General features: G+C 53.1%; 21 protein-coding genes. 9 read left to right on the forward strand and 12 right to left on the reverse strand.

What is annotated here, in order from left to right; genetic code table 11:
- Positions 1 to 14: 14 nt before the first annotated feature.
- The 4 genes from pheS to infC all read right to left on the reverse strand — a co-directional run bounded on the left by pheS (position 15) and on the right by infC (position 2,845).
- Complete coding sequence (pheS, locus tag P8H26_RS06015) at positions 15 to 1,124, reverse strand: phenylalanine--tRNA ligase subunit alpha (RefSeq protein WP_289631989.1); 1,110 nt, start codon at positions 1,122 to 1,124, stop codon at positions 15 to 17.
- A gap of 215 nt (positions 1,125 to 1,339) precedes the next feature.
- Complete coding sequence (gene rplT / locus P8H26_RS06020) at positions 1,340 to 1,741, reverse strand: 50S ribosomal protein L20 (RefSeq protein ID WP_289631991.1); 402 nt, start codon at positions 1,739 to 1,741, stop codon at positions 1,340 to 1,342.
- Between the two features lie 24 nt (positions 1,742 to 1,765).
- The gene (rpmI, locus tag P8H26_RS06025) at positions 1,766 to 1,969 is read right to left on the reverse strand and encodes a 50S ribosomal protein L35 (protein WP_289384429.1); all 204 of its coding nucleotides are present in this window, start codon (positions 1,967 to 1,969) and stop codon (positions 1,766 to 1,768) included.
- A gap of 336 nt (positions 1,970 to 2,305) precedes the next feature.
- Positions 2,306 to 2,845, reverse strand: a complete 540-nt coding sequence (gene infC / locus P8H26_RS06030) for a translation initiation factor IF-3 (protein WP_075653946.1) — start codon at positions 2,843 to 2,845, stop codon at positions 2,306 to 2,308.
- Between the two features lie 367 nt (positions 2,846 to 3,212).
- Here infC and P8H26_RS06035 point away from each other — a divergent pair, with 367 nt between their 5' ends.
- The 9 genes from P8H26_RS06035 (at position 3,213) to P8H26_RS06075 (ending at position 12,253) form a co-directional block, all read left to right on the forward strand.
- Positions 3,213 to 3,980, forward strand: a complete 768-nt coding sequence (locus tag P8H26_RS06035; protein ID WP_289631993.1) for a carboxylesterase — start codon at positions 3,213 to 3,215, stop codon at positions 3,978 to 3,980.
- Between the two features lie 33 nt (positions 3,981 to 4,013).
- The gene (locus P8H26_RS06040; protein WP_289631994.1) at positions 4,014 to 5,159 is read left to right on the forward strand and encodes a benzoate/H(+) symporter BenE family transporter; all 1,146 of its coding nucleotides are present in this window, start codon (positions 4,014 to 4,016) and stop codon (positions 5,157 to 5,159) included.
- A 180-nt stretch (positions 5,160 to 5,339) separates the two neighbouring features.
- Entirely contained in the window at positions 5,340 to 5,771 is a 432-nt protein-coding gene (locus P8H26_RS06045; RefSeq protein WP_289631996.1) for a DUF2852 domain-containing protein, read from the forward strand.
- 90 nt (positions 5,772 to 5,861) lie between these two features.
- Entirely contained in the window at positions 5,862 to 6,659 is a 798-nt protein-coding gene (locus P8H26_RS06050) for a M48 family metallopeptidase (protein ID WP_374708237.1), read from the forward strand.
- Positions 6,660 to 6,726: 67 nt separating this feature from the next.
- On the forward strand, positions 6,727 to 7,389 hold the full coding sequence (locus tag P8H26_RS06055) for a phosphoribosylanthranilate isomerase (RefSeq protein ID WP_289631997.1): 663 nt from the start codon (positions 6,727 to 6,729) through the stop codon (positions 7,387 to 7,389).
- Positions 7,390 to 7,438: 49 nt separating this feature from the next.
- On the forward strand, positions 7,439 to 8,683 hold the full coding sequence (trpB, locus tag P8H26_RS06060; RefSeq protein ID WP_289631999.1) for a tryptophan synthase subunit beta: 1,245 nt from the start codon (positions 7,439 to 7,441) through the stop codon (positions 8,681 to 8,683).
- 2 nt (positions 8,684 to 8,685) lie between these two features.
- Entirely contained in the window at positions 8,686 to 9,525 is an 840-nt protein-coding gene (trpA, locus tag P8H26_RS06065; protein WP_289632000.1) for a tryptophan synthase subunit alpha, read from the forward strand.
- A 220-nt stretch (positions 9,526 to 9,745) separates the two neighbouring features.
- A complete protein-coding gene (gene accD / locus P8H26_RS06070; RefSeq protein ID WP_289632001.1) occupies positions 9,746 to 10,651 on the forward strand; it encodes an acetyl-CoA carboxylase, carboxyltransferase subunit beta in 906 nt (301 codons plus the stop codon).
- A 264-nt stretch (positions 10,652 to 10,915) separates the two neighbouring features.
- The gene (locus P8H26_RS06075; protein WP_289632002.1) at positions 10,916 to 12,253 is read left to right on the forward strand and encodes a folylpolyglutamate synthase/dihydrofolate synthase family protein; all 1,338 of its coding nucleotides are present in this window, start codon (positions 10,916 to 10,918) and stop codon (positions 12,251 to 12,253) included.
- 69 nt (positions 12,254 to 12,322) lie between these two features.
- Here the strand turns inward: P8H26_RS06075 and trxA are convergent, their stop codons facing one another.
- The 8 genes from trxA to P8H26_RS06115 form a co-directional block, all read right to left on the reverse strand.
- Positions 12,323 to 12,643 carry a thioredoxin gene (gene trxA, locus P8H26_RS06080; RefSeq protein WP_151158825.1) on the reverse strand — a complete coding sequence of 107 codons (321 nt, stop codon included), beginning with the start codon at positions 12,641 to 12,643 and terminating at the stop codon, positions 12,323 to 12,325.
- A 214-nt stretch (positions 12,644 to 12,857) separates the two neighbouring features.
- Entirely contained in the window at positions 12,858 to 16,391 is a 3,534-nt protein-coding gene (gene addA, locus P8H26_RS06085; RefSeq protein ID WP_289632003.1) for a double-strand break repair helicase AddA, read from the reverse strand.
- Positions 16,388 to 19,516, reverse strand: a complete 3,129-nt coding sequence (gene addB, locus P8H26_RS06090) for a double-strand break repair protein AddB (RefSeq protein WP_289632004.1) — start codon at positions 19,514 to 19,516, stop codon at positions 16,388 to 16,390. The genes addA and addB overlap by 4 nt, the downstream gene beginning before the upstream one ends.
- 30 nt (positions 19,517 to 19,546) lie before the next feature.
- On the reverse strand, positions 19,547 to 20,287 hold the full coding sequence (locus tag P8H26_RS06095; RefSeq protein WP_289632005.1) for a nucleotidyltransferase family protein: 741 nt from the start codon (positions 20,285 to 20,287) through the stop codon (positions 19,547 to 19,549).
- 5 nt (positions 20,288 to 20,292) lie between these two features.
- The gene (gene tsaE / locus P8H26_RS06100; RefSeq protein WP_289632006.1) at positions 20,293 to 21,819 is read right to left on the reverse strand and encodes a tRNA (adenosine(37)-N6)-threonylcarbamoyltransferase complex ATPase subunit type 1 TsaE; all 1,527 of its coding nucleotides are present in this window, start codon (positions 21,817 to 21,819) and stop codon (positions 20,293 to 20,295) included.
- Between the two features lie 92 nt (positions 21,820 to 21,911).
- Positions 21,912 to 24,524: a PAS domain-containing sensor histidine kinase gene (locus tag P8H26_RS06105; protein ID WP_289632007.1), complete on the reverse strand. Its 2,613-nt coding sequence runs from the start codon at positions 24,522 to 24,524 to the stop codon at positions 21,912 to 21,914.
- Positions 24,525 to 24,722: 198 nt separating this feature from the next.
- A complete protein-coding gene (gene ahcY / locus P8H26_RS06110) occupies positions 24,723 to 26,123 on the reverse strand; it encodes an adenosylhomocysteinase (protein WP_289632008.1) in 1,401 nt (466 codons plus the stop codon).
- A gap of 169 nt (positions 26,124 to 26,292) precedes the next feature.
- Positions 26,293 to 26,604 (reverse strand): HPr family phosphocarrier protein, encoded by a 312-nt coding sequence (locus tag P8H26_RS06115; protein WP_289632009.1) that lies wholly within the window; start codon positions 26,602 to 26,604, stop codon positions 26,293 to 26,295.
- Positions 26,605 to 26,609: the final 5 nt, after the last annotated feature.

Here is a 26,609-nt window from a genome sequence, read left to right on the forward strand (position 1 = left end):
ATACCTTCCTGTATTTACGCGCTCAGACCGCCGAACAATGTCGGCAGATCAAGCGGACGGAAACCATAGTGATTGAGCCAGCGCACATCCGCATCAAAGAAAGCGCGCAGATCAGGCATGCCATATTTCAGCATTGCGATACGGTCGATCCCCATGCCCCATGCAAAGCCCTGATAGACATCCGGATCATAGCCCGCATTGCGCAGCACATTCGGGTGCACCATGCCGCAGCCGAGAATTTCCAGCCAGTCATTGCCTTCGCCGAATTTCACATTGCCGCCGGAACGGTCGCACTGAATGTCAACCTCCATCGACGGCTCGGTGAAAGGGAAGAAGCTCGGACGCAGACGCATCTTAACGGACGGCACTTCAAAGAAAGTCTTGCAGAACTCTTCCAGCACCCATTTGATATTGGCAACATTCGACGATTTATCGACAACCAGACCTTCCACCTGATGGAACATCGGTGAGTGTGTGGCATCGGAATCCATACGATAGGTCTTGCCCGGAATAACGATACGGATCGGTTCATCACGACCCTGCGTCTCACGCAGTTTCGCAAAACGCTCCATCGTATGTACCTGCACCGGCGAAGTATGGGTGCGCAGCAATTTGCGCTCTCCGTTTTCATCCGGTTTGAAGAAGAATGTATCGTGCATTTCACGCGCCGGATGACCTTCAGGGAAGTTCAGCGCCGTGAAATTGTAATAATCGGTTTCGATGTCCGAACCTTCGGCAATCGAGAAGCCCATATCGGCAAAAATTGCCGTAATCTCATCAATCACCTGAGAAATCGGGTGGATCCGACCGCGCGATGCAGCGGAAGGGCGCACCGGCAAGGTCACATCAAGTTTTTCGCGCTCAAGCTTCTCAGCAATGGCAATTTTGCGCAGATCGGCTTTGCGCGTGCTCAGCGCTTCGGTCACACGGTTTTTCAGACCATTAATGGCCGGTCCCTGTGTCTGGCGCTCTTCAGGGCTCATTGCGCCCAGCGATTTCAGCTTTTCAGAAACAGAACCTTTTTTGCCGAGAACGGCAACACGCACGGCCTCAATCGTCTGTTCATCACCGGCAGCGGCAATCTCAGCCAAAATGCCCTGTTCGAGTAGTGAGAGATCGCTCATTATTCAGATCCTTGATAATTGTGCCGTGCAACAACATCTGATGTTTTTTCTCGCATGCAGCAACCGGAAAACCGTTTTACTCTTCTGCGACATAGTTTTGTTTAGCTAATTCAAACGAAAAACCCGCGCCAGTATCACCAGCGCGGGTTTTCCAAATACAACCAAAAACCTTGGCCTAACGGCCTTGGTACAAAAGCTTTGGAAGAGCGGCTGGCTTAGTTGACAGCAGACTCAAAAGCATTCGGTGTTGTGTCTTTCAGATATTCAAGCGCTGTCTTTGCGGATGCAACGAGCGCGCCGAATGCTGCTGGCTCATGAATAGCCAGATCCGACAGAACCTTACGGTCTACTTCGATGTTAGCCTTGGCCAGACCATCGATGAAACGGCCATAGGTCAGGCCATGCAGACGAACAGCAGCATTGATACGCTGAATCCACAGAGCGCGGAAAGTGCGCTTGCGATTCTTGCGATCGCGGTATGCATACTGTTTCGAACGATCGACAGCAGCTTTAGCAGTGCGGATCGTATTTTTACGACGACCGCGGAAACCTTCAGCCTGCTTCAGGACTTTTTTGTGCTTTGCGTGAGATGTCACGCCGCGTTTAACACGTGCCATAGTATGATATCCTTAAACTAATGCTTACAGGCCGTTCGGCAGGTAATTCTTGATGACCACTTTGGCATCGGCCTCAGAGAGAACCATGGTGCCGCGTGCATCGCGAAGGAACTTGTTTGAACGCTTGATCATACCGTGACGCTTGCCAGCGGCAGCAGCCAACACTTTACCAGTACCGGTGATTTTGAACCGTTTCTTGGCAGCAGATTTGGTCTTCATCTTGGGCATTTTGCTACTCCTTAATTATAATCCCTGTCGTATCTGCGATACTCCACGCCTCTTGTTTACAATCCCCCTCGTGCGCTGCACTCCGGGTCTTATTTTCAAAGGGTTTTGTCAGCATAAGACAAAGACTCGATTGTACTTTCAGGCCGACCAAAGCCCGAAAAGCATACAAAACCGCCACGGCATGCCCTGCCGGTCGGTTTGAACAGCGTCTCAATACGCATAAATACAGTAAAAAGCAACTCTAAAGTCGCCAAATAAAAAGCCGCCCGTAGGCGGCCATTTCATTTTGCAAAAACAGAAACTGTTATCGCTTCTGCACGCAATATGCGTCAACGCTTATCCGCGCGGTGCGAGAACCATCATCATCTGACGGCCTTCAAGCTTTGGCTCTGCTTCAACCTTAGCGATTTCCGCAGTATCTTCCTTAACACGCTGCAACAGCTTCATGCCAAGTTCCTGATGCGCCATTTCACGGCCACGGAAACGCAAAGTAACTTTGACCTTATCTCCGTCTTCAAAGAAACGTCCTGCAGCCTTCAACTTCACTTCATAATCGTGATCGTCGATATTCGGACGCATTTTGAGTTCTTTAATCTCAACCGTCTTTTGCTTCTTACGCGCTTCGGCAGCTTTTTTCTGGTTCTGATATTTCAGCTTACCAAGATCAACGATCTTACAGACCGGTGGCTCCGCATTAGGAACGATCTCAACAAGATCCAGACCCGCTTCTTCAGCGAGTGCAATGGCTTCCTGAATCGTCACTGTGCCATGGTTCTGGCCTTCGGCGTCAATAAGCTGAACCCGGGGTACCCGGATATCTCGGTTGGAGCGCGGTCCGTCTTTCTGGACCGGCGTCGCTCTGAACGGTCGGCGAATGGTCGTATTCTCCTCGAATTATTAAAGATATGCAGTGAATTCATGCCGGATACGGGCAATAAATACCGCAGTTGCAGTTTCAGCCAATCCATGACCGTAGTGCAGCGCGCAAGTCAATAGCATCTTTTGAAATGCAAATCACCCCCCTCGGGGCAATATCAATGCAGTAAAATCATCCGAAAACCGGCTTAAAAGGCACTTCTGATCACAGTTTCATGAGCTTCAGAACAAATCGGCATCTGTCTGCCTGCTTTTAAAATGAGCATTGCCTCACGGAATTTCAAGTTTATAGCTTGTTGCAGCAATGTTTCATCGCGGATCGCAGAATTATACGTCCAAAACTTATACGCATAGTCAGGAGCCTTTTATGACAGACCAAACCCCGCAGTTTCTTGATGTCAAAGGCACATCAATCGCCCTGCGTCACAGAAAAGGTGACAACGCCCCTGGTCTTGTCTGGCTTGGCGGTTATTGCTCTGACATGCTCGGCAGCAAAGCCCAGCATCTCGATCAATGGGCGGAGGCGCACAACCATTCCATGCTGCGTTTTGACTATTCCGGTCACGGCGAATCCGGTGGTGAATTTAAAGACGGTACAATTTCGCTCTGGCTGGAGCAGAGCCTTGCCACCTATCGCGCTTTCACAAGCGGCCCGCAGATTCTGATCGGCTCCTCAATGGGCGGTTGGATTGCTCTTCGTATGGCGCAAGAACTCATCAAAGCCGGAGAAAAGCCTGCCGGTCTGATCCTGCTGGCACCGGCACCGGATTTTACGCAAGTTCTGGTGGAACCAACCTTAACTGAAGATCAGAAGAAACAGCTGGCAACAAAAGGCTATTTTGAAGAGCCGTCAGAATACTCACCACAGCCTTATATCTACACAAAAAACCTGATTGAGGACGGACGTAACAATTCGGTGCTCAACGGTATTATTGAAACCGGTTGCCCTGTGCATATTCTGCAAGGCATGGAAGACCCTGATGTGCCTTATGCCCATGCGCTGCGCCTCGTAGAACATCTGCCGGTTGATAATGTGACACTGACGCTGATCCGCGATGGGGATCACCGCCTCTCCCGACCACAGGATCTTGATTTGCTGACACGCTCCGTTGAAACCATGATCGCGCAAGTATAACAAGAAAAAGCCTGCAATATTCGGGAGGGGATCATGCGGTTTTCAGTGGTAGCATCAGCTGCGGTTGCGGCTTTTGTCGGATTTGGCGGCACTCTGGCGCTGATTATAGCGGCAGCAACAGCGCTTGGTGCAACGCAGGCCGAGACAGCAAGCTGGGTCACCGCCATATCACTGGCGCTCGCTATCTCATCCGGCTATCTCAGCTGGCGCTACCGCATTCCGATTATCACCGCATGGTCAACACCGGGTCTGGCGCTGATCGGTGCCAGTATCGGCTTCACCATGCAGGAGGCTGTCGGCGCATTCATCGTCACCGCACTTGCCATCATCATCACCGGCCTGATCAAACCGGTGGCAAAATTTGTTGAGCGGATTCCGGCATCCATCGCCTCCGGTATGCTGGCCGGTGTTTTGTCAAGCTTTGTCATCAATGCCGCCAAAACTCTGTCACTTGACCCAATGCTGGTACTGCCGCTGATCGGCCTGTTTCTGATTATCCGGCTTTATAATCCAGCAATGGCTGTCATCAGCGTTCTGATCGGCGGCGTGATTTTTGCGCTATTGCTCGGTCGCGCCGATAATCTCCCGACACCGGAGCTTTCTACCCTGACGATGATTGTGCCGGAATTTTCTCTGTCTGCCATGATCGGGCTGGCTCTGCCGCTTTATCTGGTGACCATGGCATCCCAGAACCTGCCTGGTTTTGCTGTGCTACGTGCCGCCGGATATGAACCGCCGACGGCTGCTTGCCTGCAGGTAACCGGTCTTGTCTCGCTGATCTCAGCCCCGTTCGGGGCGCATACCAGCAATATGGCGGCGATTTCGGCGGCAATCTGCACCGGCCATGATACCCATCCCGATCCGAAACAGCGTTGGCTGACCGGTCCGTTCTATGCACTGTGCTATCTGATTTTTGCAATTTTCGGCGCATCACTGGTGGCGGTCTTTGCGGTGCTGCCACCGGCACTCATTATGCTGATTGCAGGTCTCGGCCTGATCGGCCCGTTCATCAACGCCTTGTCACTTGCTTTGAAAAACGAGCATGAACGCTTTGCCGCAATTATCACTTTTGCCGTCACCGCTTCCGGCATCACGATTTTAGGCATCGGCTCAGCATTCTGGGCACTGATTGCCGGTTTAATCGTCGCGGGATCGGAATATCTTTCAAAGTATCGCTGAGAATTTAAAGCTTTGAAAAAGTTTAAAAATCAGTTCTGAAACGCTGGTAAAACCGATCTGCCGACCCCGCGAGAACACCGATTTTGCGGGGTTTTTCTTGAATTCCGGCTCCGTACACACCACGTATTTTAGCAATTGATGATTACTTCAGATCATCAAGCTGATTTACGGAGCCATCTCATGAACACATCCGCATTGATCCGTCCAGCCTGGACACCGGCAACAATTGCACTGATGGTCTTAGGCTTTATCTTTTTCTGGCCGCTTGGTCTTGCCATGCTGGCTTATATCATCTGGGGCGACCGTCTGCCCGGCGTAAAACGTGACCTCAATCAGGCGACTGATGATTTTGTCGGTAAATGCCGCCGCAAAGGTCAGGATTTCTCCCGCTTCACCGGCGGCATGCAATCATCCGGCAACAGCGCCTTTGATGACTGGCGTGATGAAGAGTTGAAGCGCCTTGATGAAGAACGCCGCAAACTCGATGAAGCCCGCTCGGAATTTGAAGCTCATGTGCGTGAGCTGCGCCGTGCCCGCGACCGTGAAGAATTTGAGCGTTTCATGGCTGAGCGCCGTAAGAGCAGCACAAAAGATGATGTAATTGAGTTGTAACCAGCGCACATACTTACACACCGTCTCAGAGGCGCATCGGCAGATGCGCCTTTCTTATCGTTCCAAGAGCGAATCACCTATAGTCTCCGCATGATCCTGTCCTTGTTCCGCAAACCTCCGTTAAAAAAAACAGCAAAAAAACAGTCTGCTCCGAAAGCACTGCGTGCCGAGCGGACTTATCCTGTTGCGGGACGTACACTGCCACTGAATATCTGGGAAAATCCGCGTGCCAAAAGGCTGACCCTGCGCATTGAAACCGGCGGTAAAGCTATCCGTGTTACCGTTCCGCCGCGTCTGCCAGAGCGCGAGCTTGATCTGTTTATCGCCCGCCATCATGGCTGGATTGAAGCGCAAATTTCCAAAGTACCGGTCACTGAGCCTTTTATGGATGGCAGTGCCATCAATATTCGCGGCATTGCGCACCGGATTGTGCATGAACCGGCAAAGCGCGGCACCACAAGGCAGGATTACGATGAAAACGGTCAGGCCATACTGATTGTGCATGGCGATGCCCAGCATATGGGACGACGCATTGCCGACTATCTCAAAAAACTGGCCAAGCTTGATATTAACGGGCTGGTGCTGGTGCATACAGGGCGCATCGGTAAACCGGCAACTTCCGTGCGCTTTAAAGACACAACCAGTCGCTGGGGCTCCTGCACTTCGAAGGGAGATCTGGCATTTTCATGGCGTATTATGATGGCACCGGCAGAGGTGATCAATTATCTGGTCGCTCATGAGGTTGCCCATCTGATCGAAATGAATCACGGGCCGGATTTTTGGGCGCTCTGCACCAGACTCTGCCCTGATACACCGACATCGCGGGCATGGCTCAAACGGCATGGCAGTGCACTCCATGCGGTTTCCTTTGCCTCAGTGACGGATTAAGCTGTCCCTCTGAGTTTTTACGCGCTAAACTCTATTTTTATTCAATAAACAGTCTGAAATTAAGCAAATGTCCTCCTCCGCTATTGAAGTTAAAATCTGCGGCCTGAAAACGCCGGAAGCCGTGGAAACCGTTCTGAAAAACGGTGCCAGCCATATCGGTTTCATCTTTTTCCCGAAAAGCCCGCGTCATCTCGAGCCTGCACAAGCAGCAGAGCTGGCCGCTGCGGCTCGTGGAAAAGCCAAAATCGTCGCTGTGACTGTGAATGCGGATGATGCGCAACTGGACGAAATTGTCACTGTGCTGAAACCGGACATTCTGCAATTGCATGGTAATGAAACGCCGGAACGGGTGGCTCAGGTGAAGCAGCGCTACGGCCTGCCGGTGATGAAAGCCTTTTCTATTCGCGAAAACAGCGATTTTGATGTGGTCGCGCCCTATCAGGGTATTGCAGACCGTTTTCTGTTTGACGCGAAGGCGCCAAAGGGTTCAGAACTACCGGGCGGCAATGGTATCTCTTTTGACTGGAACCTTCTGAAAGCACGGCAGGATCTGGGCAATTACATGCTTTCAGGCGGTCTGAACGCAGAAAATATTAATGTGGCTCTTGCCAAAACAGGCAGCTTTGCTATCGACATTTCATCAGGTGTTGAAAGCGAGCCGGGCAAAAAAGACGTGCATCTGATTGATGCGTTTTTTGCAGCCGTGCGTGAAGCAAGCAATACGAAATAAGACTGCCTTATCAGGCATCCATTTGAATCAAAGATCGGAAGCATATCTCATGTCGAGCGAGCTCAATTCTTTCAAAACCGGGCCGAATGAAGACGGCATGTTTGGTATTTACGGCGGGCGTTTCGTTGCAGAAACCCTGATGCCGCTGATCCTTGATCTACAGGCAGCCTATGATGCAGCCAAAGAAGACCCGGAATTCAAAGCCGAATTGCAAGCGCTCTCCACCCACTATGCCGGCCGCCCTTCCAAGCTCTATTATGCTGAAGGTCTGACCCGCTATGTGCGTGAACAGGCGCAGGCCAAGGGCGGCAAAGGCGGCGCGAAGATTTATTTCAAACGCGAAGACCTGAACCATACTGGCAGCCATAAAATCAATAACTGTCTCGGCCAGATTCTGCTTGCCAAGCGCATGGGCAAAACCCGCATCATCGCGGAAACCGGTGCCGGTCAGCACGGTGTTGCTTCGGCAACCGTTGCTGCGCGCTTCGGCCTGCCATGCGTGGTCTATATGGGCGCAACAGACGTTGAACGCCAGAAGCCGAATGTGTTCCGCATGAAACTGCTCGGCGCGAAAGTCAATGCTGTGACCGCCGGTAACGGCACGCTGAAAGACGCGATGAATGAAGCCCTGCGTGACTGGGTCACCAATGTGGAAGACACTTATTACCTGATCGGCACGGCTGCCGGCCCGCATCCTTATCCGGAAATGGTGCGTGACTTTCAGTCTGTGATCGGCACAGAAGCCCGTGAACAGATTTTGGAGCGTGAAGGTCGTCTGCCGGATGCCATTGTGGCTGCTGTCGGCGGCGGTTCAAATGCGATCGGCCTGTTCCACCCGTTCCTTGATGACACATCGGTTAAAATCTACGGTGTTGAAGCCGGTGGCCTTGGTCTGGATGGTGATAAGCATTGCGCTTCCATGACCGCAGGCAATCCGGGTGTGTTGCATGGCAACCGCACTTACTTGCTGCAAAATGAAGATGGCCAGATTCTTGAAGGCCACTCGGTTTCTGCCGGTCTCGATTATCCGGGTGTGGGTCCTGAACATTCATGGCTGAAAGATACCGGCCGCGTGAATTACGTGCCGATTATGGATGATGAAGCGCTCGAAGCTTTCCAGATCACCACCCGCACGGAAGGCATTATTCCGGCACTGGAATCCTCCCATGCGATTGCACAGGCTCTGAAGCTGGCACCGGAAATGGATCAGGATCAGATCATGATCGTCAATCTCTCCGGCCGCGGCGATAAAGACGTGCACACAGTCGGCGAAATTCTCGGAATGGAAATGTAATCATGACAAAACGTATGGATGAGAAATTCGCGGCACTTCGCGCTGAAGGTCGCCCTGCGCTGGTCACTTATTTCATGGGCGGTGATCCTGATTACGCAACGTCTGTTGAAATCATGAAAGCGCTGCCGAAAGCCGGTGCTGATGTGATTGAAATCGGCATGGCGTTTTCCGATCCGATGGCTGACGGCCCTGCCATTCAGGCGGCAGCCCTGCGTGCGCTGCATGCAGGACAGACTTTGCCGAAAGCATTGCAGATGGTGCGCGATTTCCGCGTGAGCGATAACACAACACCGATTGTACTGATGGGGTATTACAACCCGATCTATATTTACGGTGTTGACCGCTTCATCAAAGATGCACTGGAAGCCGGTATTGATGGCCTGATCGTTGTCGATCTGCCGCCGGAAATGGACGAAGAACTTTGCATTCCGGCCATTAAAGCCGGCATCAATTTCATTCGTCTGGCCACCCCGACCACGGACGAAAAACGTCTGCCGAAAGTGCTCGAAAACACTTCCGGTTTTGTCTATTACGTGTCGATGAACGGTATTACCGGTTCGGCACTGGCAGATACAGCACAGGTCAGCGAAGCCGTTACGCGCATCAAGAGCCATACAGACTTGCCGGTTTGCGTTGGCTTTGGCGTTCGTTCAGGCGAGCAGGCCAAAGCGATCGGCGCGTCGGCTGACGGTGTGGTTGTCGGTTCCGCAATTGTGGCTGCCATTGCCGCTACATTGGATGCCAACGACAAGATCCAAGGTGATCCTGTAGCTGCAGCAACGGCTGTCGTCGGTGAGCTTGCATCCGGTGTTCGCAGCGCCCGCCTTGCTCCTGTCCAATAAGCAGCGTAAAATAGATAATTAGCAGAGTGCCGCAAATTTGCGGCTTTCTTTGTGTTTTATGCGATTTATGTTTAAAGACACAAAGACGTCTAAGATTAAGAGCATTTCCAGCAAAAGTGGGAACCGGTTTTGCGTCAGGAAATGCGTACAAACAAAGAGATAGAGCATTTCCTTTGATTTCATCAAAACCGAAATGCTCTAAGAACAACGGAAAGCCCATATGAACTGGATTACGAATTATGTCCGCCCGAAGCTCAACTCCATGCTGGGGCGTCGGGATATGCCGGAGAATCTCTGGATCAAGGACCCGTCAACCGGTGAAATGGTGTTTCACAAAGATCTGGAAAGCAATCAGTGGGTAATCCCTGCTTCCGGTCATCATATGCGCATTCCGGCTAAAGACCGTCTGCGTTTCTTCTTTGATGAAGGCAAATATGAGACTCTGGAAAGCCCGAAAGTTGCGACCGATCCGCTGAAATTCCGCGACGAAAAGAAATATATTGATCGTCTGAAAGACTATCGTAACCGCACGCAGCAGGATGATTGTATCATCAATGCGCTGGGTACGATTGAAGGTCTGCCGATCGTTGCCACCGTTCAGGACTTCGCTTTCATGGGCGGCTCGCTCGGTATGGCTGCCGGTGACGCAATCATCAAAGCAGCAGAAACTGCGATTGCGAAGAAACGCCCGCTGGTTCTGTTCACCGCTTCCGGTGGTGCGCGTATGCAGGAAGGTATCCTCTCGCTAATGCAGATGCCACGCACCACTGTTGCTGTGGAAATGCTCAAAGAAGCAGGCCTGCCTTACATCGTAGTACTGACCAACCCGACGTTCGGTGGTGTAACCGCTTCTTATGCCATGCTCGGCGACATCCATATTGCTGAGCCGGGCACCATGATCGGTTTTGCCGGTGCGCGCGTGATTGAACAGACCATTCGTGAAAAGCTGCCGGAAGGCTTCCAGAGTGCGGAATATCTGCTGGATCACGGTATGATTGATATGGTGGTTTCCCGTCTGGAGATGAAAGAAACCGTTGCCCGTATCCTGAAAATCATGATGAAGCAGCCTGCACCGAAAGCCAAAGCTCCGGTTGCTGAAAAAGCTGTTCCTGCTGCTTCTGCCTGATAGAATTTTATCCTGACCGGCGAAGATTTTTTGCCGGTTGAAGTACTTTTCGCGTCGCTAAACTAGCGGCGCGTTTTCTTTTAGAAGTACCCTGTTGCAAAACAGGCCGCAAACTGGTCAGTTCATCTGCGATTATCAAAGCGTATCCCGAAAAGTGTGAAGCGCCTTCGCAGGGAAATCAGTTCACTGGACTGATTTCTTTTCCTGCTTCGATTGGAATAAGATACGCTTAAAACAAAAAGATAGAGCATTTCCGGATCTGCCATGACAAAAAACCTCACCGCCGCGCACCGTATTGAACGCCTTCTGGAAAAACACCCGAAGGGTTTTGACCTGTCGCTTGAGCGCATCAGCCGTCTGCTGGAAGCGCTGGGCAATCCGCAAGATAAGCTGCCGCCGATCATCCATATTGCCGGTACCAATGGCAAGGGCTCGGCTACCGCTTTCGCCCGTGCGCTGCTGGAGGCGGAAGGGCTGGCCGTGCATGTGCATACATCCCCGCATCTGGTGAACTGGCATGAGCGCTACCGTCTGGGGCGTAAAGGCGAAACCGGTCAGCTGGTTGATGATGCAACGCTGTCCGATGCCGTTGCACGGGTAACGGAAGCCAATGGTGAGCATATGATCACCGTATTCGAGCTTCTGACCGCCGTGACCTTTGTTCTCTTTGCCGAGCACCCAGCCGATGCCGTTATTCTCGAAGTTGGCCTTGGCGGGCGTTTTGATGCCACCAATGTCATCACCAAACCGGCCGTGTCGCTGATTATGCCGGTATCGCTCGATCACCAGTCCTATCTCGGTGATAAGGTCGAAATCATTGCCGCTGAAAAAGCCGGTATTATCAAGCGCGGTTGTCCGGTGGTGATCGGCTTCCAGAGCAGCGATGATGCCCGTCAGGTGATGATTGATATTGCAGACCGTCTGCGCTGCCCGTTGAGCGTTTTCGGGCAGGACTTCCTCGCCTATCAGGAACATGGCCGCATGGTCTATCAGGATGAGAGCGGGTTGATTGATCTGCCTCTGCCGCGTCTGTTAGGTCGTCACCAGATTGCCAATGCCGCAGCAGCGATCAAAGCCGTACGCGAAGCCGGGTTTAGTTTAAGCGATCAGGCGGTTGAAAAAGCCATGACATCCGTGACATGGCCCGCGCGAATGCAGCGCCTGACACAGGGCGATCTGATGCGTTTTGCTCCTGAAAAAGCTGAGCTTTGGCTTGATGGCGGGCACAATCCGGGTGCAGGCGTGGTCATTGCCGAAGCTCTGGCTGAACTTGAAGAGCGCGATCCGCGCCCGCTCTATCTGATTACCGGTATGATCAACACCAAAGATCCGGTCGGTTATTTTGAAGCTTTCAGTGGTATGGCAAGACAGGTCTATACGGTGGCGATCAGCTCCAGTGATGCCGGTATCGACCATGAAACGCTGGCTGATGCAGCACGCAGAGCGGGGCTGGAAGCCCTGCCGGTTGCAAGCGTAGCTGAGGGACTAAAAGCCATTAAAGAACAGGTCAAAGATGATGTGATTGCACCACGTATTCTGATTGGCGGCTCGCTTTATCTGGCAGGCGATGTGCTGGCGGCCAATAAAACCCCGCCACAATAAGCTGTATAAAAGAAATGAAAAAAGCCCCGCATGAAATTCATGCGGGGCTTTTTGATAATACCTATCTGATTAAGCCGAAGCTTTGATCCAATCAGCCAGACGACTCTTTGGTGCGGCACCAACCATATTGGCTGCGATTTCACCATTTTTGAACATCAGCAATGTCGGGATGGAGCGCACGCCATATTGCGCAGCCAGTTCCGGATTTTCATCAATATTCACCTTGGCGATCTTCACCTGACCGGACATTTCTGCTGAAATTTCTTCCAGAGCCGGTGCAATCATTTTGCAAGGTCCGCACCATTCCGCCCAAAAATCAACCACAACCGGTTCTGAAGCTTTCAGCACATCGGATTCGAAATTGCTATTGTCAATTTTAACGGTCGCCATAGGCTTTCCTCTTTCGCTGTTACAGGCCAAAACCTGCTATGAAATTCATTATTAGCTGATATGTGGTGTCATTGTGATGAAAGGTCAATATAAAGTAGTTTCAGGAAAAGTGGGAACCGCCTCCGCAGGGAAAACAGTCCACAGGACTATTTTCTTTTTCCCGCTTCGATCCGTCCGAAACTACGATAATAAATGAGTTTTCGAAGCGGCCTGTTCATACAGCTTTGCCAAGTGCAATCAGCGCCTGCTCCATCACCGTTTCATCCAGCACTATCAGATGCGGCCCTTCCGTGAACAGCAATGCAGCCTCAACACGTTTATGCGGATAAAGCGGCTCAACCAGCGCGCGATACAGTGCAAGCTGAGTAATATAGGCCTGTGGCACTTCCTGCTGCGTGCGTGCCGGAGGGCGGTTGCTCTTATAATCGACAATCAGCACACGGTCGTCTTCAACACAAATCCGGTCAATCTGGCCCGAAACAACCTGTTCTTTGCCTCGCAATTGCAGTTTACCCATTAATGAGACTTCTGCTTTGGAGGCCGGTGAAAACACCGCAGCAAATTGCGGATCATTCAGAATAGTGCTGACCGCTGCCAGTGCTTTTTCGCGCTGCGCTTCATGCCAATCGCCGGCAGCAATATTCAGATAACGCTGCGCTGCCTGTTCGCGTTGTTCCGCAGGCAAATCCGGCAAACGTTGCAGCAATGTGTGGATCACTGTACCGAGCTGTAAGCCAAAACTGCGGCCACCGCCCTCACTCTGTGCGCCCTGCTCCAGAACCGGCGAGCCGCTGCGCACAACCTGCTCGGCATCAGCCTCAATCAGTGCGGAAGCGCCGGATGGTGTTAACGGGCGTGGCAGCCCCTGCTCCGGTTCCAACGGGCGGCGATAATGGTCAGGTAGTTGTGGATAGGCGGTCTCAGATGCATCCGCTTTGTCCTGTATCTCCAGTTCTGCCAGTTCTGTTTTGCGATATCGCCGCGCACTCACACCCTCAACCGGATGATCATAGGGCACGGCCTCATCGCCCAGCCCGTCAGCGGCCAGCTTCAACCATGTGTTTTCGCTCTCACGTTCACCGCGATAACCACACAGAATCAGCCGGTCTTCGGCACGGGTCATACCGACATAAAGCAAACGGCGATATTCTTCCTCAGAGCGGGTTTTAAGCTCCTCCAGCAGCTCCGCTGTAAAACCGGTGCCGTAATCACTTTTCGGCAGCCAGAGAAATCCCTTGCCTTCATAACCGTCAGGCTCGGCCATATCAAAGCTCAGGAGCTTCGGTGCACGTCCTGCTGACCATGCGGCATTGCCGGGATCAACCATGAAAACCACAGCCGCTTCCAACCCCTTGGAGGCATGAACTGTCATGATACGCACTTCATCGCGGTTCTGATCCAGTTCACGCTTGATCTCCGGCGAAGCCGCCTCCAGCGTTTCCAGAAAGGCCTGTAGCCCTGGCAAACCACTGCGCTCGGTTGCCAAAGCGTAGTTCTGAAACTCGTCGATCACATCACCGGCTTCCGGCCCGAGCCGCGCCAGCAATTTACGCCGCCCGCCATCCTGTCCAAGAATACGGGCATAGAACTCAAAGACCGGCATTGTATCGGCCATATTGCGCCAGCGACGCAGTTTTGTGTACAGCACCTGCCATGCACCTGCATCCGGCGCATCACCTTCACCCAGCTTCTCCATTGCTGTATAAAGCGTCTGTTTTGTCCCGCGCGGCTTTGCAAGACGATAAAGCTGCTCCTCGGTCAAACCAAACAGCGGGCTTTTCAGCACACTTGCCAGTGATAAATCATCCGCCGGTTGCAGCACAAAACGCCCGACAGCCATCAGATCTTTAATCCCGATATGGCTGGTCAGGCGCAGGCGGTCAGCACCGGCCACCGGCACACCACGATTTTTCAATGCACGGGAAAGTGCAGGCATGAACAAATCACGCTTGCGCACCAGCACCATAATATCGCGCGGCTCCATGCGCCGCCCTTTGCCGTGGATCGGCTCGCCCGTATCCAGCCAGTGGCGGATGGTCGTGGCAATTTGCTCCGCCAGCTTGACGGCCGGTGCCGGCAACTGATCAATCGGTGTACGCCAATCCTCAACCTCTTCAACCTTTTCAGGCGTCAGAATATCCCAGACCTCAACCTCACCAGCATCATTGGAACGGATCGCCGCATGAATGGTCGGCTGCCGCTCGATGCCAAGTCCGCGAAAAGCTTCTTCGCGCGAAAACACCGTGTCCACCGCCGACAATACATCCGGTGTGGAGCGGAAAGAGAAATTGAGGCTGACTTTTTCAAAGCTCAATTCCGCACGGGCTGCCATGCGTGAAACAGCTTTACCTGTCGCCGCAAAATCCTCAGGACGTGCGCCCTGAAACGAATAGATCGACTGTTTTTCATCGCCCACCGCAAAAAGGGTACGGCGCACGGCACGTTGCCCCGAGCCGGAGAAGAACTCCGCCGAGAGCATATTAATCACCTGCCACTGCTCAGGGCTGGTATCCTGCGCTTCATCCACCAGAATATGGTCGATACCGCGATCAAGCTTATACTGCACCCACATGCCCGCGCCGTTGCGTGACAGCAATGAGACGGTGCGGTTAATCAGATCGTCAAAATCCAGCAATCCGCGATTGCGTTTCATCTTCTCATAGCGCGACAGCAGATCATCAATCAGTGTGAAAGCCGCAAGATTGAGCCGGATCAGCTTCAGCAGTTTAAGCCGGTCGAGCCCTTCATGAATATCGGCAGCAACGCGGTTAAAGTCGTCTTCGAAATCCGGTAATTCTGCTTTGACTGCAGCGGTTGCCACCCATGAGCCGTTTTTCGGCTCGCCTGTGGATTTGAGGAATGCCTTGCGCAGAATCTCCTGCATTTGTGCCGGTGTGGTCTGCGGTTTGATCATTCGCAATTGCAGCACCACATCCTGCGCACGGGCAGCAGGCTTGCGCAGGTTCATCACCGCATCCAGCACATCTTCGGAAAACTCAGCCACCGGCCAGAGATCGGAGAGAATATCGGCTTCAGTGTCTTCCGGATCAAAGCCGAAATGACGGTAGAAAACATCCTGACGGGTTTCCGCAACGCCGGTCTGCCGAATAAATCCATGCAAGGCATGGCGCTTGGACACCGCTTCATCCAGCAGGTTTTCCAGCCCCATTTCACCGGCAGTTTCCAACACCGTAGCAAAAGCTTCAGCCAGACCCGCATGGGCAGAGGTGGAGGCCACTTCCAGCAATTGCCGCCGTGCTTCGCCCACCAGCGCCGTCTGCATCATATCGTCGAGCATTTCAAAATGACCAGCAATATTCGCTTCAAGCGGAAACTGGTGCAGGATGGATTCACAAAAAGCGTGAATGGTCTGAATTTTCAGACCGCCCGGTGTTTCTAAAGCACGGGCAAACAAGCGCCGTGCAATTTCAAGACGGATTGCATCGGGTTCGCGCTTTTCCAGATCTTTGAGCTTTTTACTCAAGCCCTCATCGTCCAGCACCGCCCATTCCGACAAGCGCTGGAAAACGCGGTTCTGCATCACTGCCGCGGCAGCTTTAGTATAGGTCAGACAAAGGATTTTGGACGGGTCTGTACCCTCCAGCAGCAGCCGGATCACCCGCTCTGTCAGAACATGGGTTTTGCCGGAACCGGCATTGGCCGATACCCAGACGGAGTCGTAAGGGTTTGCGGCCTTGGCCTGTGCATCAATGGTTTCCTGCGGGATGATAAATTTGAGTTTTGTCATGCATCACCGCTTTCTTCAGCACCACCGGCAGACCATTCCAGAACACGCGCCAGATGATCATAATCACCCGTCAGATCACTTTCACGGAACGGCAAAGCACGGGAACGATAGCCCTGCTCCTCGCGATTATATTCCGCCAGTAATTCACCGAGGCGCGTCCACGATTCTTCACCCAGTTCCACAGCGGTTTTCACGCTGGCACCGCGATCGGTACTGAGAATGGATTCCGGTTTGAGCCTTCCGCCGCCCTGTAAACGCACATAAAGCAAATCCTGGGCATCGCTCTGGCCGATCTCTTTAAATGCACCACGGCGAAGCAAAGCCGCTTCCAGCGCCAGCTGTGGTGAGAGCAGCACATGGGCTTGCCGCACCGATGGTGTGGAGCCGGTCTTATAATCAATCACCACCGTCGTGCCGTCACGCATCACATCAATACGGTCAGCACGGCCCGACAGTGTCACGGCCAACGGCTCGACCACCGCTTTTGCCGAGGAAATCTCCGCATGACGCTCACGCACATAAGGTGCCCGCTCACGCTCCCAGTGCAAGAACTCCGGTATCAGTGCGGTAAAACGCGGCCACCACACGGCTTCAATCTCCGGCGGCAGATCAGCATCGGTAAAAGCACCGCGCCCGATTTCCAACAATTCTTCTTCCGCCTGAGGTGACAGAGGATCAATATCACGGCGGGTAAATTCGCCGAGAATGTCATGAAACAGCGTTCCGCGCTCAGCCGCAGCCGGATCGCGGATCAGCGGTTCCAATGCACGCAGACGCAGAATTTTTTTGGCATAAATCGCATAAGGATCGCGGCGCAGCGTTTCAATTTCTGTGACTGAGAAATGTTTCGGTCGCGCATCCACCGGTGGCTTTGGTTCCGGACGCGAGACAAACGGCACATCGGGGCTGACATCGAGCAGACGCGCCCAGTGCAGATATTTACCGCCGCGCTCACGCATGGCGTCTGTTACCGCTTTACCCGTTACCGTTTCCAGTCGCAGCAACCAGCGCGACGGCACAGTCGGCGCATTGGCCGAGCGCTGCGAGCGGGAGAAAATCACCTGCTCCATCCCTGTTGCCATGGCAAAATCATGCGCGGCAAGGCCGGTACGCACTTCCGGCGGATCAAGCGCGATCATACCTTTCATCGGGCGCGACATGAACGGATCATTGCGGGTTTTCGCTGGCCAGATCCCCTCATTCAACCCGCCGACAATCACTGTATCAACCGTCTGAAGACGTGCTTCCAGCGCACCCCAGATAAAGACACGCGGATGACCACCCGGATGCGGCTTAACTGTTTCATTGGCCAGCAGCGCTTCAAACATATCCGGCCATTCTTCGGGCAGAAAATCCAGCCCTGTATCAGCGGCAATCAACTGGCGCAGAAATGCACTGAACTGCTCGCCCTGCTGCCCCTGATAGAGCAGATGCACCGTATCATCGATATCGCGCGCCAGATTTTCCAGTGCCTCGACACTCGCCCGCATAATCTGCGGTACTTCAATCCGCGCCTGAATGCGGATGAGATCGGTCAGCGGTGCCACCGCCACCGTCATTGCCGCACAGAACGTCTGCAACTGAAGTAGCTCTGCTGCCGCAATATTATCCTGCCAGGCCGGTTCATAAGGCTTAGCGGAGGCTTCCATCATTTTCTGCTCAAGGAAGCCCGGCAGATCGGCAATATCCGCCCTGCCCGTACCACCGCGTAACGCGACCAGTTCCAGCATTTCCGCGAGCCTACGCAGATCACCGCGCTTTTGCCCCAGCCTTACCAGCGGATGCTTGGCCAATGCCAGCAATGCCACCGGATCACCCGGCTCAAACACACAGGTAATCAGCAGACGCAGCAGAATAACCGCTTCCGTATCGCGCAGGAGTTTACCGCCGGAATCATCCGCATCAATGCCGAAACGGGTGAGTTCCAGCACCACGCGCCGCGCCAGATTACGGTCAACCGTCACCAAAGCTGCGGTTTTATCCGGTACTTCAATCGCATCACGTAACGCCAGTGCCACTGCCAGCGCTTCTTCACGCTCATTGGCGGTTTCGATCAGTGCCACATTCTGCATCGCATCGCGCACAGCCTGTGCATTGAGCTGCAAATGCCCCCATAGATCAGTGGTCTCTGCCGGACGCAGGGCCTCACTGACAATGCGCTCACGCATACGCTTAGCCGGATTCATAATTTCCAGATGCTGCACATCTTCACGGCGGCATTGCATCTGATCCAGCAATTTGCGCAGACCATATTGCGGGTGGCCATAGGTCGACGGATTGTTCAGTCCGTCAGCAAGTAACGTCCACGCCTTCTCGTCCAGATCACGATCCAGCCCCGGAAACACCACGGCACCCTTTGGCAGATGGGCAATAGTTGCCACCAGTTTTGCCGTTGCCGGAATAGAACCGGTGGAACCGGCCACAATCACAGGGCCTTGCGGCGGATTTTTCTGCATCCGCTGCGTTTCAAACTCAATCAGCCAGTTACGGTGCTGTGATGCATTGGAACGGTTGCGCTCAGCCAGAACATCCGGCCAGATTTTGGTGACAATTTCCAGAAATTGCAGTGTCACCCGCCACCAGTCGGCAAGCTCTTCCGGTGCAATCAGGCCAAGCTCGCTCCAGCTTGCGCCTTCCGTCTCCACCTGATCCATCAGTCGCACCAGATCGCGTGCCAGCCAGATAGCATCAGCAGTGGTTGCCGGAATAGCAATATCCTCTGCACCGAACAGGGCACGAATATGCGACGGCAGGCTTTCCCGCCACGGGCGAATAAGCTGCGCGAGCAACAGCAAACGCTCCGGCTCACTCATCGGCGGGGCAAGTTGAAGAAATTCCTCTGCAGCACTGTCAAACAGCGCGGCACTTTCCTCCACATCACCCAACGGGCGGATAGACGGCAAAAGAGCGGCATTAGCCGGATTCCGGTCAACCAGCAAAGCACGAAGAGCACGCGCTGCACGACGTGTCGGCACATAGATGACCGCGTCTGCCAGCGCCAGCGGATTGCCTGCATCAGCGCCAAAACCTTCGATCAGCTCACCATTCAGCAAAGCATCGGCAAAACGCGGCAGAAATGGTGTTCCCGATGCAATAGAATAAAGACGCGGACGCCGCTCGCTCATAGACCCGTCTCCCAGATACTGATTATCGTTTTAAGCGAGTGTCAAAAGTGCCGCTTCAGCCTCGCCGATCGCTTCCGGCGTACCAACAGTCAGCCAATGGCCTTGCATGACCATACCGTAAAGCCGGCCTGCGGCAATGGCCGCGTTAAAATAGCTGTTGAGAGAAGAAACACTGATTTCTTTACCGGCAAAGAGCTGCGGATTAACCAGCGCCGCACCGGCATAGATATAATCGGAACGCTCATCCACCGGCACACGGCGCAATGTGCCGTCCTCATTGAGGTGGAAATCTCCGCGCCCTTCATGACCCGTGGAATGATGCCGGTCCGCCAGCATCAGCAGAATGTCCATTCTGCTTTCATCCCAGCTTTGCGCGAGGCGATTTAAATTTGAATCTTGCTGATCCACCCAAAATGTATCGGCATTGAGGATATAAAAAGTCTTGTTTCCGAGTTCCGGCAAGGCTTTGACAATACCACCTGCGGAATCGAGCAACAGCCCACGTTCATCGGAAATAGTGATCGCAATGTCATTACGGGTTTTCAGATGCTCTTCCATCTGATCGGCCAGATAATGCACATTAATCACGGCCTTTTTAACGCCAGCCTCAACCAGCGCATCCAGCCCGCGATCAATCAAAGTGCGCCCTGCAACTTCGATCAGCGGCTTTGGCGTGGTCAGGGTTAGCGGGCGCATCCGTGTGCCCAAGCCCCCTGCTAATACCATTGCTGTATCAGGGGCGAATGCTTCTGAATTCTTCTTATCCGGCATGGGTATTAATCCTGCAAAAGACCATTGTCCTGATACCATTTGCGCACCGGTGCAACCACCGGATGCTGCAAGGCACGCTCTGCATAGGCCTGAATACGCGGCAGATGCTGCAAATAAGCCGGCTTACCATCGCGCTTGAACAGGCGCACAAAAATGCCAAGAATTTTAGTATTCCGCTGCGCCGCCATAATTGCATAGGCCGAGCGGAAGGATTCCTCGTCAAAAGCTTTGGCCAGCTTGCGGCGTTCATCACAATAAGCCACTACAATTTGATCCTGAAGCTCATCCGCAATTGTCACGCGGGCATCCATTGCCAGAGATGCCAGATCATAGGCCGACGGGCCGATCATCGCGTCCTGAAAATCAATGATGCCTAGGCGGGCAATACCATCAGCCTTATCCTGCCAGAGAATATTCGGCGAATGATAATCGCGCATCAGCAGATTATATTCTGCATTATCCAGGCTTTTGAATACGCTGTCCCATGCCTGCTCAAAGCTTTGTGTCTGGCTCTCATTGGCAGGCTGCCCCTGAAAATGCGGCAAATACCAGACGGGCAGCAATTCCGCTTCAATCAGCATCGCATCGCGGTCAAACACATGCAGATGATGTGCGCGGTCTTCGCTGATCGTAATATCCTGCGGCCAGTCGTGCTGATGCAGATGCGCCAGCATCCGTGCCGCCGCCTCATAGCGCTCAGCGATTGGTTTACCTTCGCTATCCAGCACGCCTTCTGTGCCGAGATGCTCCATCAGAAGGAAACCACGATCAAGATTAAGCGCCAGAATTTCCGGTGCGCGGAAACCTTTTTCACGCAGCAACCGGTTCATCGCAACAAAAGCATCCATATTCTCTGCCAGATGTGCAATCTGGCGATACGGACGTCCGTCTTTGACCGGCGGATCATAAGGCATGGCCGGTGCATTCATCAGGATTTCGGTGCCGCTCTGACTGGTAATCAGCTCATAGCCACGTGGCGATGCATCGCCCAGCAGATAACGGCGGCTGGCATGATGGCGGTCGGATTTTTCCAAGAAACTGCGGATGCCGAGCGAGCGGGAAATACGCCGTGCAGCTTTAGCAGTGACTTCCATCGTCAAACGGCGGCCATCGCCTTCATGGTCAATGCTGATCGCAATTGTCGGCGCAGGCAAAACGCCCTCACCCTGCTGCGGCCATTCCACCAGCACCGCCCCGCTTTCCAGCGCTTCATCCAGCCCCAGCTCATCCAGCTCTTCCGGCGAGGACAGGCGATAAAGATCAGTGTGCGCAATGGCTAAACGCAATTCAGGATAGGACTGTACCAGCGTAAAAGTCGGGCTTGGCACTTCATAAAAATCATCATTGGCTATGGTGCGGATGATAGCGCGTGCCAGAGTGGATTTTCCTGCGCCCAGATCGCCTTTTAACGTAACAAGATCGCCTTTGGTGAGCGCCAGTGCGATATCTTCCGCAAAACGGATCATCGCCGCTTCATTTTCCAACACCAGCTCTACTGTATAGAGGGTGCTGCTGTCCTGTTCATCAGCCATGCCAGCTTCCGTTATTAAAATGCCATGTCCGGTCATCTCCGGAAATGATGAAAGTAAAGGTTTTTATGAGAAGAGCTATAGCCTGAACCCTATTATTCCGCTGCCGCACGATAGAGACGTGCCTCAACCGGAAAACGGACAATGACTGTTGTGCCCGATGAAGGCGCTGTGCGGATATCAACCGTACCGCCATGCAGTTCTACAAAGCTTTTCACCAGCGACAGGCCAAGCCCTGCACCGCGACGACGACCGCCATTGCTATGCGACTGGAAGCGTTTGAACACCGTATCCAGCACCTCTTTAGGCATGCCAGGCCCGTTATCGTGGACACTGAACAGAATATGATCGCCGTCAAGACGCGCATCCAGACCAACAACCGAATTTTCAGGCGCATAATTGGCCGCATTGCTCAGAAGATTGAACAGCACCTGATGCACACGATTGGCATCGCCCCGGAAGCTGTCCACATCGTCCGCAATATCTACCTGTAATGCTATATTATGCTCGCGCATACGCTCTGCCACGCGCTCACCGGCAGCGGCAACCGCCTCGCGCACTGGTACATCGCTGACATCCAGCTCCATAATACCGGCATCCACCGTTGCCAGATCCAGAATATCATTCACGATGGTCAGCAGGGTCAGAGATGATGTGCTGATATGTTCAACATATTCGCGCTGACGGTTGTTCAGCTCACCAAAGCCCGGTGTCTGCAACAGCTCTGTAAAGCCGATAATATTGGTCAGCGGTGAGCGCAGCTCATAGGAGACGTGCTGAACGAAATCATTCTTGATCTGGTCAGCCAGTTCCAGCGCTTCGTTCTTGTCTTTCAGCGCACGCTCCACATGCACCGTATCCGACACATCCACAAAGGTCAGCATCATCTGACCTTTTGGCAACGGCACAACGGCATAAGACAAGATCGTGCCATTGGACAGTTCCGCTTGCCCCTGCGTGGCTTCACGCTTATCCGCAAAGCCGGTGACCGCAGAAACGAACTCATCCCAATGGCGGTCGTCTGCCAGTTTTTCGCATTGTTTACGAATGACCGAAATATGCGTGCCTTCCACGGCAATTGCCGGAGGGAGCGACCACAATTCGGCAAAGGCCGGATTGGACAGGCGAATGCGCCCGTCTGCGCCAAAAACGGCCACACCTTCCGCAAGATGATCCAGCGTTTCACCCTGAACTTTCATCAAAGTATTATACCGGCTTTCGAGATCGAATTTCTCGGTCATATTCTCGAAAAACCATGTCACACCGCCCTGCGGATGCGGATTGGCCACCACGCGCAATGTACGGCTGTCCGGCAAGTGCCACCAATGCTCCTGCGGGTCAACAGCGCGATAAGCCGACAGCATGGATTCTTTCCAGCGGCGCCATTCCGGCTGCTCCGGCAATTTACCGTCACTGCGCAACCCATCAAACAGCATGGCATTGCTCGGGCGGCTTTCCAGATAGGCGATATCCAGCGACCATAATTTGGCAAAGGCCTGATTGAAGAATTGCAACTTCATTTCAGGATCAAAAATCGCCACAGCTGTTGAAAGCTGATCCAGCGTTTCCGCATGGCTACGCAAGGTGCGCTGCAATTCCGCCCGCACCTGCTCCAGATCGCTCATATTAGCTGCAAAACCGGCAGAACCGGCAGAGCATGAAACCTCCGCCACATCCAGCATATGGCGGTCACCATCGATAACAGTCGCCAAACGGTCGCGGAAAGTCGCAATAGATGCGCCTTGCTGACTGGACTGCGCGATTGCTAACTGCTGGGCTGGCTGATGGCTCAGATCGGCAGACAATACACGCTCACGCTCAATCTTCTGACGCGCCTGCTCACCCAGCAGTTCCCGCCCCTCATGAAGCACCTGATCCAGATCATTCGCACCGACAGCCTGCACATAGGCATTATTCGCCCAGTTCAGACGCCCGTCGATATCGCGAGTCCATACCGTCTGATCAAGACGGTTCAGCAGCGCATGAAGCATCGTCAGTGTTTCGGACAGTTCATTATTCTGCGCCTGCAATTGCGCGGCTCTTGCCTGAACACCATCAACATTAATAAAGCGGGTGATAGCATAGGCACCGGTTGTCTGTCCCTGCACTTCCAGCATGGTGCCATTATTGGTCTCAACCAGAAAATCAAAAGAGCGGCCATATTCACGCAGCGATAAAATCGCGCGCTCCAGTGCCACCACGGAATCGGTGCGCAGCCAGCGCCCGAAACTTAAAAACGCGGCCTGATCCTGCGGCACACCGCTGGCAACCGGCAACTGTCCCAGCACTTCTGTCTGAACATTGTGCTGTGTCGCGCCACGCTTTGCAGGTTCCGCCCCTGCCCAGACCACAATACGCTGATCTTTTAAGTTAAGCAGGGTTTCACTGCGCGTTGCAGCATGGCTGAGATCGGCTACACGTGCGCGTAAAGCTGCATTTTCGCGGTTCACACGGTTGCGGCTGCGGATAATCCAGCTGACCGACAGAAGAGCGGCACCGGTGACGCCCACAACAATGGCAAATTGCACCACTTCATTCGGACCTAAGGTGCTACCACCCGGCATCGGAATACGCCCGATATCATAGCTTTGTGCGAATGCCTGACCTGCTGCCAAAACAGAAGAAAATGAAGCTGTCGCTGCCAGAGCTTTGCGAAAATTGCGGCCTATTGCAGAGCCTGTATTTCGAAATGAGCCGACACCTGACATGCCTTAATATTCTCCGTCGCAGCATTTGCTGCTTCATAACTGTTTAAAAATCTGCGCAGAAAATTCTGCCATTATCTTCGAATCATACCACAATACAGCTACAGGGAATCCGTTTGAAGCGCTGCGCGCGCAAAAATAAAAGCCGGAAGAATGTCAATCCTTCCGGCTACAATATGTGGTATGTCGATTAAGTTATAGTTAATATCTGTAGTGATCTGACTTGAAAGGCCCCTGTGGTGTCACGCCGATATATGCAGCCTGTTCCTCAGAAAGCACAGTCAGTTTAACGCCAAGCTTGGCCAGATGCAGACGAGCGACCTTTTCATCAAGGTGCTTCGGCAGCACATAGACTTCGTTTTTGTAAGTCTCACCACGAGTGAACAGCTCGATCTGACCCAGCACCTGATTGGTGAAAGAGGCAGACATCACAAAGCTCGGATGACCGGTCGCATTGCCGAGATTGAGCAGACGGCCTTCAGACAGCAGGATCAGACGTTTATCATCCGGGAAGGTGATCATATCGACCTGCGGCTTGATATTCGTCCATTTCAGATTGCGCAGAGCGCCGACCTGAATCTCATTATCAAAATGGCCGATATTGCCGACAATCACCATGTCTTTCATCTTGCGCATATGCTCGATGGTGATGACATCTTTATTGCCGGTTGTGGTGATGACAATATCTGCATCCGCTGCGGCATCGTCCAAGGTCACCACTTCAAAACCATCCATCGCTGCTTGCAAAGCGCAGATCGGATCAACTTCCGTAACCTTCACGCGCGCACCGGCACCCAGCAGTGACTGGGCAGAACCCTTGCCCACATCACCATAGCCACAGACAACAGCTACCTTACCGGCCATCATCACATCGGTGCCGCGGCGGATACCGTCCACCAGCGATTCCTTGCAGCCGTATTTATTGTCGAATTTCGATTTGGTTACACTGTCATTGACGTTAATGGCAGGGAAAGGCAGCTGACCGGAGCGCTGCAACTGGTAAAGACGGTTTACACCGGTGGTGGTTTCTTCTGTCACGCCTTTCAGCGCCGCACGCTGGCGGGTGAAAAAGCCCGGCGTTTCCCCCATGCGCTTTTTGATCTGGGCGAAGAGGATTTCCTCTTCTTCACTGCCCGGTTTAGACAGCACATCTTCACCAGCCTCGGCACGGGCTCCGATCAGAATATACATGGTGGCATCGCCGCCATCATCGAGGATCAGATTAGAAGGCTCACCGTCCGGCCACTGGAAAATTTTATCCGTATAGGTCCAATATTCTTCCAGTGTTTCGCCCTTAATTGCAAAAACCGGTGTGCCTTCAGCTGCAATTGCCGCCGCCGCATGATCCTGTGTCGAGAAAATATTGCACGACGCCCAACGCACTTCCGCACCCAGCGCCTGAAGTGTTTCAATCAGTACGGCAGTCTGAATAGTCATGTGCAGGGAGCCGGAAATCCGTGCACCCTTCAATGTCTGTTTCGGCCCGAATTCCTCACGCGATGCCATCAAACCCGGCATTTCTGTTTCCGCAATGACAATCTCTTTGCGTCCCCAGTCAGCCAGACTGATATCCTTGATGATATATTCTCCCGATACAGACATCTGCACTCCGCTTTCAGCTGTTACAATTTCATCTGAAAAGATTTGTAGCAGATCAAGGAAGAGCGCTCAAATAAAATATAAGGCAATCTTTATATCTTTATGTAACCTGAGCCAGCCAATAAAAAAGCACCGGAAAACCGGTGCTTTTTTGCGTTTCATATGGGAGAATTCAGCATTCTTCGCCGAATTTATCACCGACCAGCTGCTCCAGAGCATCAAGAACTGCTGCCGCCTCAACGCCGCAGGCGCTGACTTCAATGCAACATCCCGGAGATGCCGCAAGCATCATCAGCCCCATGATAGATGTGCCGCCAACACTCATGCCGTCTTTCTCAACACGAACATGCGCATTAAAACTATCTACCAATTGCACAAATTTAGCTGAAGCCCGCGCGTGCAAGCCGCGCTTGTTCACAATCGTGAGCGTCCGGCTTTCCGCCTTATCAGGCTCATAACACCCGCTGACCGCAATCTGAGCCATATTTT

Origin of the sequence: Pseudochrobactrum sp. sp1633 (assembly GCF_030376605.1) — a bacterium.
Taxonomy (GTDB): domain Bacteria; phylum Pseudomonadota; class Alphaproteobacteria; order Rhizobiales; family Rhizobiaceae; genus Pseudochrobactrum.

Coding starts and splice junctions, on each gene's coding strand:
- pheS (WP_289631989.1), bottom strand. CDS start 1,124: ATGAGCGATCTCTCACTACTCGAACAGGGCATTTTGGCTGAGATTGCC.
- rplT (WP_289631991.1), bottom strand. CDS start 1,741: ATGGCACGTGTTAAACGCGGCGTGACATCTCACGCAAAGCACAAAAAA.
- rpmI (WP_289384429.1), bottom strand. CDS start 1,969: ATGCCCAAGATGAAGACCAAATCTGCTGCCAAGAAACGGTTCAAAATC.
- P8H26_RS06035 (WP_289631993.1), top strand. CDS start 3,213: ATGACAGACCAAACCCCGCAGTTTCTTGATGTCAAAGGCACATCAATC.
- P8H26_RS06040 (WP_289631994.1), top strand. CDS start 4,014: ATGCGGTTTTCAGTGGTAGCATCAGCTGCGGTTGCGGCTTTTGTCGGA.
- P8H26_RS06045 (WP_289631996.1), top strand. CDS start 5,340: ATGAACACATCCGCATTGATCCGTCCAGCCTGGACACCGGCAACAATT.
- P8H26_RS06050 (WP_374708237.1), top strand. CDS start 5,862: ATGATCCTGTCCTTGTTCCGCAAACCTCCGTTAAAAAAAACAGCAAAA.
- P8H26_RS06055 (WP_289631997.1), top strand. CDS start 6,727: ATGTCCTCCTCCGCTATTGAAGTTAAAATCTGCGGCCTGAAAACGCCG.
- trpB (WP_289631999.1), top strand. CDS start 7,439: ATGTCGAGCGAGCTCAATTCTTTCAAAACCGGGCCGAATGAAGACGGC.
- trpA (WP_289632000.1), top strand. CDS start 8,686: ATGACAAAACGTATGGATGAGAAATTCGCGGCACTTCGCGCTGAAGGT.
- accD (WP_289632001.1), top strand. CDS start 9,746: ATGAACTGGATTACGAATTATGTCCGCCCGAAGCTCAACTCCATGCTG.
- P8H26_RS06075 (WP_289632002.1), top strand. CDS start 10,916: ATGACAAAAAACCTCACCGCCGCGCACCGTATTGAACGCCTTCTGGAA.
- trxA (WP_151158825.1), bottom strand. CDS start 12,643: ATGGCGACCGTTAAAATTGACAATAGCAATTTCGAATCCGATGTGCTG.
- addA (WP_289632003.1), bottom strand. CDS start 16,391: ATGACAAAACTCAAATTTATCATCCCGCAGGAAACCATTGATGCACAG.
- addB (WP_289632004.1), bottom strand. CDS start 19,516: ATGAGCGAGCGGCGTCCGCGTCTTTATTCTATTGCATCGGGAACACCA.
- P8H26_RS06095 (WP_289632005.1), bottom strand. CDS start 20,287: ATGCCGGATAAGAAGAATTCAGAAGCATTCGCCCCTGATACAGCAATG.
- tsaE (WP_289632006.1), bottom strand. CDS start 21,819: ATGGCTGATGAACAGGACAGCAGCACCCTCTATACAGTAGAGCTGGTG.
- P8H26_RS06105 (WP_289632007.1), bottom strand. CDS start 24,524: ATGTCAGGTGTCGGCTCATTTCGAAATACAGGCTCTGCAATAGGCCGC.
- ahcY (WP_289632008.1), bottom strand. CDS start 26,123: ATGTCTGTATCGGGAGAATATATCATCAAGGATATCAGTCTGGCTGAC.
- P8H26_RS06115 (WP_289632009.1), bottom strand. CDS start 26,604: ATGGCTCAGATTGCGGTCAGCGGGTGTTATGAGCCTGATAAGGCGGAA.